12 protein-coding genes are annotated in these 12160 nt (G+C 36.4%); 6 read left to right on the top strand and 6 right to left on the bottom strand.

Going from position 1 to position 12160, the window contains the following annotated elements; all coding sequences use genetic code 11:
* Positions 1-46 precede the first annotated feature (46 nt).
* The 5 genes from QF044_RS04330 to QF044_RS04310 all read left to right on the top strand — a co-directional run bounded on the left by QF044_RS04330 (position 47) and on the right by QF044_RS04310 (position 3886).
* Positions 47-451, top strand: a complete 405-nt coding sequence (locus QF044_RS04330) for a hypothetical protein (protein WP_307264087.1) — start codon at positions 47-49, stop codon at positions 449-451.
* A gap of 33 nt (positions 452-484) precedes the next feature.
* A complete protein-coding gene (locus tag QF044_RS04325) occupies positions 485-1105 on the top strand; it encodes a hypothetical protein (protein WP_307264086.1) in 621 nt (206 codons plus the stop codon).
* A 149-nt stretch (positions 1106-1254) separates the two neighbouring features.
* Positions 1255-2418, top strand: a complete 1164-nt coding sequence (locus QF044_RS04320; RefSeq protein ID WP_307264085.1) for an iron-containing alcohol dehydrogenase — start codon at positions 1255-1257, stop codon at positions 2416-2418.
* A 257-nt stretch (positions 2419-2675) separates the two neighbouring features.
* Positions 2676-3143, top strand: a complete 468-nt coding sequence (locus QF044_RS04315; RefSeq protein ID WP_307264082.1) for a lipocalin family protein — start codon at positions 2676-2678, stop codon at positions 3141-3143.
* An 86-nt stretch (positions 3144-3229) separates the two neighbouring features.
* Positions 3230-3886: a GDSL-type esterase/lipase family protein gene (locus tag QF044_RS04310; protein ID WP_307264079.1), complete on the top strand. Its 657-nt coding sequence runs from the start codon at positions 3230-3232 to the stop codon at positions 3884-3886.
* A 52-nt stretch (positions 3887-3938) separates the two neighbouring features.
* Here the strand turns inward: QF044_RS04310 and QF044_RS04305 are convergent, their stop codons facing one another.
* From QF044_RS04305 to QF044_RS04290, 4 genes are all read right to left on the bottom strand, one after another.
* Complete coding sequence (locus QF044_RS04305) at positions 3939-5291, bottom strand: DEAD/DEAH box helicase (RefSeq protein ID WP_307264078.1); 1353 nt, start codon at positions 5289-5291, stop codon at positions 3939-3941.
* 155 nt (positions 5292-5446) lie between these two features.
* Positions 5447-5956, bottom strand: a complete 510-nt coding sequence (locus QF044_RS04300; RefSeq protein WP_307264075.1) for a hypothetical protein — start codon at positions 5954-5956, stop codon at positions 5447-5449.
* Between the two features lie 67 nt (positions 5957-6023).
* Complete coding sequence (locus QF044_RS04295; protein WP_307264072.1) at positions 6024-7673, bottom strand: AarF/ABC1/UbiB kinase family protein; 1650 nt, start codon at positions 7671-7673, stop codon at positions 6024-6026.
* A gap of 165 nt (positions 7674-7838) precedes the next feature.
* Positions 7839-8042: a cold-shock protein gene (locus tag QF044_RS04290; RefSeq protein WP_307264070.1), complete on the bottom strand. Its 204-nt coding sequence runs from the start codon at positions 8040-8042 to the stop codon at positions 7839-7841.
* A 158-nt stretch (positions 8043-8200) separates the two neighbouring features.
* Here QF044_RS04290 and QF044_RS04285 point away from each other — a divergent pair, with 158 nt between their 5' ends.
* Positions 8201-8359 (top strand): hypothetical protein, encoded by a 159-nt coding sequence (locus tag QF044_RS04285; RefSeq protein ID WP_307264068.1) that lies wholly within the window; start codon positions 8201-8203, stop codon positions 8357-8359.
* Positions 8360-8469: 110 nt separating this feature from the next.
* Here QF044_RS04285 and QF044_RS04280 read toward each other — a convergent pair whose 3' ends face one another.
* Positions 8470-9978 carry a carbon-nitrogen hydrolase family protein gene (locus QF044_RS04280; protein ID WP_307264066.1) on the bottom strand — a complete coding sequence of 503 codons (1509 nt, stop codon included), beginning with the start codon at positions 9976-9978 and terminating at the stop codon, positions 8470-8472.
* Between the two features lie 526 nt (positions 9979-10504).
* Positions 10505-12034 carry a glutamine-hydrolyzing GMP synthase gene (gene guaA, locus QF044_RS04275; RefSeq protein ID WP_307264064.1) on the bottom strand — a complete coding sequence of 510 codons (1530 nt, stop codon included), beginning with the start codon at positions 12032-12034 and terminating at the stop codon, positions 10505-10507.
* Between the last annotated feature and the right edge of the window lie 126 nt (positions 12035-12160).

Below are 12160 nucleotides of genomic sequence, written 5' to 3'. Positions count from 1 at the left end.
TAGAACCGTTTATTGACTAATTTTACTTTTCACAGAAACTGATCCAATGAAAAATATATTCATATTCATTTTAATGGCCTTTACCTTAACAGCTTGCGGCGAAGATTGCTATAATGCTCCTCAAACGATAGCGTTCAAATTTGTTAACTCTAATGATGAGAATCTGATCACCAATGGAACACTTACTATGTATTCAATTAAAGATGAAAATCAGGTGGGGATACAATTAACCAAAACATCCGAGGATATGGTTATTTTAGAAAATGTTGGTGCTTATAACGGGATAAAAAAATATACTTTCCAATCTAATGTTAAAAGTTTTGATTTTTCTATACAGTCGTCAGAATTTAAAGGAGGTTGTGATGGCTATCAGATCAATAAATTAACATTTACCGGCGTAGGTATTGATGTAACAGACGAAAAAGGATATTATAAAATTGTACTGCAATAGATAAAATTCTTAATGTTATTAAAAATAATAAGTATGAAAATTATTTCGATCATTTTTTTTCTAATTTCGGGTTTATTACTTTCCCAAAATACAGTTCCCGCCGATTTCAAAAAAATTCCGGATATTCTGGATAATGCTGAATATTTGTATCCGTTCATTGTTCCGGATAAAGAATATGGTTACTGGAGAGTCCTTACTAATGATCCAGATCCTGAAAAGGCTGTGATTTATGAAAGTCAGATGCCGGATTTTATGACCATCAACGAACCTCTTCCTGAGAAAGGCTTCTTCCAGCAATGTATGGGCAACCGATGTTTTTCCTATATTCTTGCCTGCAAAAAAGACCGGTCCGTCTATTTCTCCAACGAACAACAACTGAGAGATTTCATCGGAACAGTTGACAATCTTCCGGAAGCTATTTTATTGGCCCAAACTTATGGCTTTATAATAGATACCAGCAATAAACTGAGTGGCTCCTATAAGATTGAAGATAAGCATATTTATCTGTATGTCTCAAAGTCTAAAGGCTGTCCGGAAATGAAAGAATCTTACTTTATAAAAATCAACAGAAGAACCGGAAAACTGGAATCTACAAATAAGGGTGTCTATTTTAAAAGTGAAAATTGCAATCCAAGTGTTTCCCCAATACAATAAAGGGGTAAATAAAAATCAACAGTGTCCCCAAGCAAAAACAGGTATATTTTAAATTGTTATTATAAAAGACTCTGATAGTAATTTTAGAATTTCATTAACTCAATTTTCATAATGCAATGCGTAAATTTGAATCTAATAAATTTACAACAATGCTTAATTTCGAATTTAAAAATCCGACAAAAATACTTTTTGGAAAAGGTGAGATCGCTAAAATCTCCCGTGAGGTTCCAAAAGATGCCAAAATATTAATGATTTACGGTGGCGGAAGCATCAAGAACAACGGTGTTTACGATCAGGTAAAAGAAGCCTTGAAAGATCATGATCTGTATGAGTTCGGAGGTATTCCTGCCAATCCTGAATATGAAGTTCTGGTGAATGCTTTAAGCTTTATCAAAGAAAAAAATATTAATTATCTTCTTGCTGTTGGCGGAGGATCTGTAATCGACGGAACTAAATTCCTTTCAGCAGCTGCCAACTATGACGGTGAGCCTTGGGAAATTCTTAAAAATTCAGTAAGAACATTTGAAGGCAAGGGAATGCCTTTCGGAAGTATCCTGACATTGCCGGCAACTGGTTCTGAAATGAATTCAGGATATGTGATTTCGAGAAGAGAAACCAATGAAAAATTATCTTCAGGCGGACCAGGGCTTTTCCCACAGTTTTCAGTTTTAGATCCTGAAGTGATCAGAACAATTCCTAAAAACCAGATCGTGAACGGAATTACAGATGCTTACACTCATGTGCTGGAACAGTATATGACGGCACCTTCTTCTGCGGATCTTCAGGAAAGAATTGCAGAAAGCATCCTGATCAGCCTTCAGGAAACGGCTCCAAAAGTGCTGGCTGATGATTTTAATTATGACGCTGCCGGGAATTTTATGTGGTGCTGTACAATGGCGCTGAACGGGCTTATCCAGAAAGGAGTGATCACGGATTGGGCAGTTCATGCTATGGGACATGAGTTGACTGCTTATTTCGGAATTGACCACGCAAGAACTTTAGCCGTTATTGCTCCTTCCCACTACCGCTATAACTTTGAAACGAAGAAAGGAAAACTAGCTCAATATGCTGAAAGAGTTTGGGGAATCAAGGATGGAACGGTAGAGGAAAAAGCGGAACTTGGAATTAAAAAAATGGAGGAATTTTTCCACAGCCTTGACATTAAAACCAAACTTTCTGAATATACGGAAGATTATAAAGGGACCGCTGAAAGAGTAGAAAAAGCATTCACAGACAGAAACTGGTCTGGTCTTGGGGAGTATAAAAAATTAACGCCTCAGGATGCTTATAAGATTGTGGAAATGAGCTATTAAAAAGATCGGAGGAGGAGGTGGATGATGAATTATGAAATGTGAATGATAGGCTTATAATGTATGGGAATATTCACTTTTACTGGCGGAGCAAAGATTCACCATTGGCAATAATTCGTTAAAAAACAGATTATCCGCTTTCTCCTCCGGCTTGATAATGTAAAATTCTTTTATTTATAAACATTCGTTTAAAAAAGCATGATTTCATTATAGATATTTCAAATTTATTTATATTTTAGCATATTCTAAAATTTGTGATAATGAAAAAACAGCTACTTTTATTTGCCTTTTCTGCTCTTGCCCTAAATTCCTGTAAAGATGACAACATTGAAGCCTATGAGTTGGAAATGATGAGCGGGGATTGGAAGGTGATCAAAACAGAAATTATTTCCGGAAAAGACAATAAAACAGTAATTAGTACCGAGGTACCTTCCGGATGTTCGGCTAAAAATACACTGCACTTCAGATCTGACTATTTTACCAGCTATACCTCTTATTCAGGGACAGGCCTGGAATGTAATGAAAGCGGGAAAACCGAAGGAAAATATACTTATTCTGAAGAGACCAAGCTTTTAGGCATTAAATATGACAACGACAGCGAAAGAGCTTATAGAGTAGAAATTTTAACGAATCAGGATCTGAAAATAGCACAGCTGTTCGGTGCTTCTGACTTTAATGGTGATGAGATAGCTGACCTGACTTATATTACATATAAAAAAGATAAATAGAGATTTCTATTTTGAAGATAAACCAAAACTCTCGATTTTATCGGGAGTTTTTCATTAAATTTATACTTATTTTTAAATTGATTACAATGAAGAAGATTCTTTCAGCATTTATGCTGCTGTATTTTGCCCTATCCTTCTCACAGGAAAAAAAGCCTATGTTCTGGCAGGACATTCAGAATTTCAAAAAACTTGATCAAGAGAATGCACCGCCTAAAGATGCAATCCTTCTGATTGGAAGTTCCTCTTTTACAAAATGGACGGATGTTGCCAGCTATTTCCCTGATAAAACAATTATCAACAGGGGTTTTGGAGGATCAAGAATGACGGACCTGAATGATTTTGCTGATGACTTACTGAGCCCTTATCAGCCTAAACAGATTATTATCTACTGCGGCGATAATGATTTTGCAGACAACCATGATCTGAAAGCCAAAATAGTGGTTAACAGATTTAAAACCTTTTATCAAAAGATTCGTAAAAGATTTCCAAATATCGAGGTTGATTTTATTTCAATAAAATATTCTCCGAGCCGCGAAATTCTATGGCCGCAGATGAAAGAAACAAATAAAAAGATCGCCGCTTTCATGAAAAAGGAACCTCATGCAGCGTTCATTGATATTACTAAAGCCATGGAAGATTCTAATGGGAATGTAAGAAGAGATCTTTTTGTGGAAGATATGCTTCACCTGACTCCCGAAGGATATGAAGTTTGGGCGAAGGTCATGAAACCTTATATGAAATAGTACCACATACTGATACCAATAAAAAAGGTCTGGATTTCCAGACCTTTTTCTATTATTTTTTTCTTTTAGACTTTGAAATTGTTTTCTGTTGGGCTCTGTTGGCTCCAAACTTCTTGGGTGCTTTTCTTTTTGAAGGGCCTCCCCAGTTTTCTTTTTTATTTTTATCCTTTTTCTCGTGGAAAGCTCCACCTCCGTCATTCAGTTTTACCTGTGCCGGATTTTTCATCACGATCTGATCTTCTTCAGAGGCGATTTTTTTAGGATTTATTTTAACTTCTTCAGGGAAATCATTGAATTTTAAAGCTTTATCCATTAATAATTCAATGTCCAGAATCAGAGTTTCTTCTTTTTTGGTTACAAATGTCACCGCTTTACCATCTTTGTCTGCCCTACCCGTTCTTCCTATTCTATGAATATATTGTTCAGGAATATCTGGAGTTTCAAAATTGATTACATGGGTAATATTTGAAATATCAAGACCTCTAGCCATTACATCGGTGGTAATCAATCCTCTAACCTCTTCGTTTTCAAAACTTTTCATAGCTTTAAGCCTGTAGTTCTGAGATTTATTGGAGTGGATCACATCAAACTGCCCAGGGAAAAGTTCATCAATTTTAGCAAACAAAAGATCGGCATGTTTCTTATTGTTATTGAAAATCAACACCTTAGACATATCTTCGTTAGTTTTCAATAAATGCTCAAGAAGATTGATTTTGGTATTAAAATTTTCCACTTTATAAGCGGTCTGTTCAATTTTTTCAAGAGGTGTCCCGGATTTTGCCAGTGAAATTTCTATTGGATTGGCAAAGTACTGATCCAGCATTTCATCCACAGCTTCCGTCATGGTAGCTGAAAAAAGAATATTCTGTCTCTTCGGCTTCATCATTTCGAAAATATGGGTAAGCTGCGGTCTGAAACCTAAGTTCAGCATCTCATCAAACTCATCAATAATCAGCTTCTGTACTTCTTTTAATGAAATCGCATTGTCAATAGCAAGATCCATTACCCTTCCCGGAGTTCCTACCAAAATATCGCAACCATCATTAAATAACAGCTTTTGTGTATTGATATTTTTTCCTCCATATATTCCGATCACCCTTGCAGTGATATTTTCTGTCAGTTTCTCAACAATTTCAGCTACCTGTACTACCAGTTCTCTTGTAGGAACAAGAATCAAAACAGTAGGATTCCCTGCTTTGTTGTATTTCCATGTTTTAAGAACGGGTAAAAGATAGGCTAATGTTTTTCCGGTTCCGGTTTGTGCGATTCCCATGACATCTCTCCCTGAAAGTATAGGGCCAATGCTCTTCTCCTGGATAGGTGTAGGCTCGAATAATTCCAGATCCGCTAAAACATCAAGAATTTTAACCGGAAGGTCAAAATCTGCAAAAGTGAGTTTTTCCATGGTGCAAAGATAGGTATTTAGGTTTATTTACACAGAACAATATACAACTCATTCACGTGAAGCAAGTTATGAATCATACTTACATATCAGACGTAAGATTTCAGTTTCCAGACTCGAAACTTATAATCCAGCATCACAAAAATCCATATTAAAACTTAATTCACCTTTACACCTTCACTTTTAATTTTGATATCATCATCCTCCCACTTGCTTGATGTAATAATCACATAGCCTTTCTTTTTAGGGTCTTTTCTGATAGGAAATTTTTCTTCTTCCCATTGTGAACAGTGTGTGGAAATAGAAGGGACTAAAGGCTTCCAGCTGTTATTACTAAGCGTATATACATGAAAAGCGTGCCAGCAACTTGTACACCAGCCCGGATAAAAACCGATCTCATCTTTTCCGTCCCCGTTAAGATCTCCCAGGTTATATAATGCACCGCCATTGGCAGGTAAAATTATAAACGTTTTTATTTTTTTGTCACTGAAATAAATGGTTGTTTCACATTTCCCGTCACATCCGTCACTGCAGTCACTCACTTTTGTATAAGCATATTCTTTTGTGCCATTACCATCAAAATCTCCTAATACTCCTTCTTCGGATGTTTTCTGACCCATAAGTATTGAACTGCAGATGCTAAGGGCCATTAGAATAAGTTTTTTCATAGGTTGTCGTTTTTAGGTTTCGGAATGTGGATTTCATATTCAACAGCTAATTCTAGCCTCTAACTTCTTATTTTCTTGTTACCCTAAGTAAAAGTACTAAAACCAAAATTATAGAAAAGACAAACCCCAGCACCGCAACTAAAGACAGCTCTCCTATTCGCGGTCCGGATTCGGAAGCGAAAACAATAGAAGTAGCAATGATATTGGCTCCGAGGATCATCGCCAAAATTAAATTGATTATGCTTGATTTGATCAGCTGGTTTGTTTTCTCAATATTTTTGATCTCACTGGAAATCGTAAATTTATTGTCATCCAGTTTTTGAAGAACAGATCTGAGTTCTTTAGGAATTTCATCTACATTATCCGTGAAATTCATCATTCTGTCCATCCCTGTTTTCAAAAGATTCTTAGGACTGATCTTTTTGGTTAAAATCTTCCGGGTATATGGATGAAGGCTTTTCGCAATGTCCAGCTCGGGATTGATGGTTCTTCCAACGCCTTCTATCAGACTGATTCCTTTAAACAGAAGATAAAAATAATCCGGCATGTGCAGCCTGTTGTCCTTCAGAATATCTTTCATCTTATTGATGATCACCTGAACATTGATGTCCTGCAGCGAGGAGCTGTGAACAAAATTCAGAATATCTTCCACATCATTTTCAAATCGTCTTTCGTCCGGAATTTCATAGCTCACAGCCATTTTTTTAAGATACCTGACAATTTTATGGGGATTTTTTGCTACAAAACTTACGATCAGCTTTTCGAGGATTTCTTTATCATTAGGTTGAATCTTTCCTACGGCACCAAAGTCGATAAAAACAATTTTTCCATCCTTTTTCACTAAGATATTTCCGGCATGCGGATCTGCATGGAAAAAACCGTAATCAAGGATCTGAGAAACAAATAACCTCAATCCCACTTCGGAAACCTTTACCGGATCAATAGTATTGGCTAAAAGCTCAGCTTTATCAGTGACTTTAATGCCGTCAATAAACTCCATACAGAGGATATTATTATTCGAAAAATCTTCATAGATCTTCGGAACATAAGTTTCTTTATTCCCTTTAAAGTTACGGGCAAACTGAAGAATATTGTCTTTTTCGTTGATCAGGGAAACTTCCTCCAGTAAAGATTTTTCAAAGGTGGAAATGGCCTGTTTCAGATTGAGTTTTTCACCAATTTCCGAATAAGCAGAAATTAATTTTTCCAGGTCCTTTATAAGTAACAAATCGTCTTCTATAATGGCCTGAACATCAGGTTTTTTAAACTTCAGAATCACGGGACTTCCATCCTTGAGAATGGCTTTATAAACCTGTGCAATAGATGCAGTAGCCAAAGGTTTTTTCTGAATTTCCTGAAAGTGGTCTTTGACTGATATATTGAATTCATTTTCGAGAATTTCCTCTACATCCATATCTATCACATCTACTTTATCCTGAAGCTTCTGAAGCTCCTGGATCAGTTCGGGCGGAAGAAGATCTTCCCTGTTGCTGAATGTCTGACCAAGCTTTACAAAGGTAGGCCCAAGCTCTTCCAATACCAGTCTGATTCTCTCATATACTGTTCCTTTGGAAATGATCTCATCCGGATCGGTGGAGATCTGCTCCTGCTTATTTCCGGTATTCATTCTTGCCAGCATATCTTTAAAGCCGTATTTGCTCAGTACGGAGATAAGTCTGGCTGATCTTTTCAGTTTTCTTTGCTGCTTGTCAAACATATATTTGTAAATAGTTGGTGCAAATTACTCCAAAAATTGTTCCTATTGGTGTTTTTAATTTGGATACCTATAAATGCTACCGGTAAAAACATTATGCGTGATAACAAATCACAAAAAAACCGCCAAAATATGGCGGTTATACTTTAACAATATTTTAATAAGGGATTAACCTACTACTTTAACATTGTCTGCTTCAGGTCCTTTTTTACCTTCTTTGATATCAAACTCAACCGTCTGACCTTCTTTTAGAGATCTTAAGCCTGAAGCCTGAATGGCTGAATGATGGCAAAAAATATCGTTTCCGCCTCCGTCTGGTGTGATAAAACCAAAACCTTTTGTCTCGTTAAACCATTTTACTGTTCCTGTCATTATTATTTATTTAAATTGATTAGTGAAGATAGTAATTTCAGCGGAATATCAAAAAAAAATGATAAAAATATTAGGAAAAAAATTTAAAGCAGGCTATTAAAAATATTTTTTTATATTAGTAGCCAACAAATTACAAGCTAACCTAAAAATATTAGAAAATGAAAAATTTACGTAACAACAAATTATCAAGAGAACAATTAAAAGGAATTTCAGGAAGTGGCATCATTATCGGCAACTGTTCAAATGAATGCTGCCCTACTGACGGAAGGCCAAGATGTCCGAGACTGATTTGTCCGGCAGTTATATGCCCACAGTAATGAACTTAAATATAGAGCAGATTCTTATCTGCTCTTTTTTATTTTTAATCCAGATTAAACCATAAAAAAACCCTGCCCAACGGACAGGATATTCTATTTAAATATATTACTTACCTGAGATAGGTTTCATAAAGGTCTTTTCTACGGTCATTCATCACCTGTACAGAGCCATTATGGTGGAGATCTTTCAATAAATTAAGGTCAACATCTACAATGAGGGTCATTTCCGTATTAGGAGTTGCTTCTCCTTTTATCGCATTGGACGGGAAAGCAAAATCTGAAGGGGTAAATACAGCGGCCTGTCCAAACTGGATATCCATATTATTCACACCCGGCAGGTTTCCTACACATCCTGCAATCGCTACATAACATTCATTTTCAATTGCTCTTGCCGCTGCACAATGACGTACTCTGATGTAAGCATTTTGTGTGTCTGTAAGATAGGGTACAAAAAGAATTTTCATTCCCTGATCAGCGAGAATTCTCGGAAGTTCGGGGAATTCTACGTCATAGCAGATCACAAGACCTATTTTTCCACAATCGGTATCAAAAACTCTTATTTCGTTTCCGCCTTTCATTCCGTAATACTTTCTTTCGTTAGGTGTGATGTGAACTTTACGGTATTCGTCGATGCGGCCGTCTCTATGAAGCAGATAGCTTACATTATACAGATCATTCGTTTCACTCTCGAAAACAGGCATACTTCCTGAAATAATATTAACATTATAGCTGATCGCCAGTTCGGAAATTCTATTCTTGATTTCTTCACTAAGCTTAGCCAGCTCTATCATACTGTCTCTTTCCGAAAGCTTATTGAAAGGGGCCAGCAAAGGCGTGTTGAAGAGTTCAGGAAAGAGTACAAAATCTGATTTATAGTCGCCCATTACATTCACAAAAAATTCCACCTGTTCGTAGAAGGCATCAATATTTTTAAAATGTCTCATCTGCCACTGTACCAATCCCAGACGGATGATACTGTCCTGCATAGTATTAGGCTTTTTACTGTAATAAATATTATTCCATTGCAGCAAAACGGCGTTTTCCAGTGATGATTCATCTTCGGGAAGATATTTCTTCAGAATCTTTATGGGAAGGAAGTTATTGGAAAGCTGGAAAGACAGTACAGGATCGTAAATTTCCTTATCTCTTACTCTTCGGATGTATTCTCTTGGAGAAAGTTCGTCACTGTATTTATGGTAGTTCGGGATCCTTCCACCAAGAATAATGGACTTCAGATTAAGCAGTTCGCATAATTCTTTTCTGGCATCGTACAATCTTCTTCCCAGACGCAGCTCACGAAACTCGGGATCTACAAAAACTTCGATTCCATAAAGTACATTTCCGGTTGAAAGATGGGTATTGAAGGTATAATTTCCAGTAATATCCACATAAGTATGGTCATCCCCAAATTCATCATAGTTCACAATAATGGAAAGGGCTACGGCAGCCAATTTCCCGTCTACTGTAATGCATATCTGACCTTTAGGAAATATTTTAGTAAGTTTTTCGATGCTTTTTTTGGACCATATCGATTCTGACATTTGTGGATATGCACGCTTCATTGTTACTACCAGTTCATCATAATCCTGAACAGTCAGGGGTCTCGTTTCTATTTGCATTTGACGTAATTTTACCTAAATTTAGTGAAAAAATTTAACTTAAATCCTTACAGGAAAGTAGTTCACAATCATTTAAATTAATTTAACAGTGGATATTACTCAAAACATACAGGAAGCAATCAACTCAAATACAAATTGGAAGCACTCTGATTTCGAATCAGTAGTAAATGATTTGTCTTTGAATTATCATGTTGACATTGAAATAAATGCAGAAAAGTTCGGCGTTTTAAGTTCAGAAGAAAAAATCATAGGATATATTTGTTTAAATTATCCAATCATCTTCTTAGAAAACAAATTTTTACCAGAAATAAATTTTATTTTAAACAATTTTTGATGATATACAGTATATTATGGTCAATACAGTGCATGATCAATGCTTATCTGTAGATCCGGATATTTACAATACCTACTTTGATTATATGAATAATCTAGACGCTTTTTCCGCTGAAGACTTTTATTTTTATAATGTAAGTTAACAAAAAATCCCGCCAAAAGGCAGGATTTATATTTATAGTTAAAGTCAGAATTATTCCCACTCAATCGTTGCAGGTGGTTTGCTTGAAATATCGTAAGCTACTCTGTTGATTCCTCTTACTTCGTTGATGATTCGGCTTGAAACCGTATCTAAAAACTCGTAAGGAAGTCTGCTCCACGTTGCCGTCATAAAGTCGATGGTGTTGGCAGAACGAACGACTGCTGTGTATTCGTAAGTTCTTTCGTCTCCCATTACACCTACAGATTTTACAGGAAGTAATACAACAAAAGCCTGGGATACTTTTTCGTAAAGATCATTTTTGTATAATTCTTCGATGAAAATATCATCAGCTTCCTGAAGGATTTTCACTTTTTCGGCATCTACAGCGCCCAATACTCTGATTCCTAATCCAGGACCAGGGAAAGGGTGTCTGTGTACCAAATGATGTGGAATACCTAACTCCTCACCTACTTTTCTTACTTCGTCTTTGAAAAGTTCTCTTAACGGCTCTAATAATTCGAATTCCATATCTTCAGGAAGTCCTCCTACATTGTGGTGAGACTTGATTACTGCAGATGGGCCATTCACAGACTGGCTTTCGATCACGTCAGGATAAATGGTTCCCTGAGCTAAGAATTTAGCACCTTCAATTTTATGGGATTCTTCATCAAAAACGTGAATAAACTCGTTTCCGATGATCTTTCTTTTCTGTTCCGGATCGTCTACTCCTGCCAATTTTGAAAGGAATCTTTCTTTAGCATCAACCATTTTAATGTTCATATGGAAATGTTCTCCATAGTTATCCATTACTTTCTGGCCTTCTTCTTTTCTCAATAAACCTGTATCTACGAAGATACATGTTAGCTGATCACCGATCGCTTTATGGATTAAAACCGCAGCTACAGAAGAATCAACTCCTCCTGAAAGTCCAAGGATCACTCTGCTGTCTCCTACTTTTTCACGGATTTCTTCAACTGTTTTTTCGATATAATTCGTCAGTTTCCAGTTTTTTCCAGCATCACAAATGGCAAAAACAAAGTTTTCAAGCATTTTTCCGCCTTCTTCTGTATGAGAAACTTCCGGGTGGAACTGTACGCAGTAGATCTTTTTGTCTTCATTGGAAATGGAAGCCATTACTCCTGATTTTGCATTTAATTCAAAACCTGCAGGTAATTCTCCTACTTCGTCAAAGTGACTCATCCATACGATAGAATTTTGAGTAACTCCTTTGAGTAAAGAGCTTTCTTTAATGATGTCTAAATGAGCCTTTCCGTACTCTCCTTTTTCACCTTTGTTTACTTTTCCTCCTAAAAGGTGAGCCGTAAGCTGCATCCCATAACAAATTCCTAGGACAGGAATTCCCTGCTCATATAGTTCTTTTTCTACTAAGTGAGCATTTTCTGCGTTTACAGAGCTTGGTCCACCGGAAAGGATAATACCTTTTGGCTGTTTTGCTAAAATATCCTGTAAAGGGGTGTTGAAAGGAAGGATTTCAGAATATACACCCATCTCACGGATTCTTCTTCCGATAAGCTGGTTGTACTGTGATCCGAAATCTAATATGATAATACCGTTGTTCATTTTATAAATGATTTGTTTTTTAAATGATATCAGATGTCAGACATCAGCCATCAGATTTTAAGCCTGATATCTGAATCTTAGATCTGGTATCTAAATATTGACTGTTTTACAAAAAAAGACTTGGAA

The sequence above is a fragment of the Chryseobacterium sp. W4I1 genome (assembly GCF_030816115.1).
Taxonomy (GTDB): domain Bacteria; phylum Bacteroidota; class Bacteroidia; order Flavobacteriales; family Weeksellaceae; genus Chryseobacterium.
This window is presented reverse-complemented; position numbering and strand designations above follow the sequence as displayed.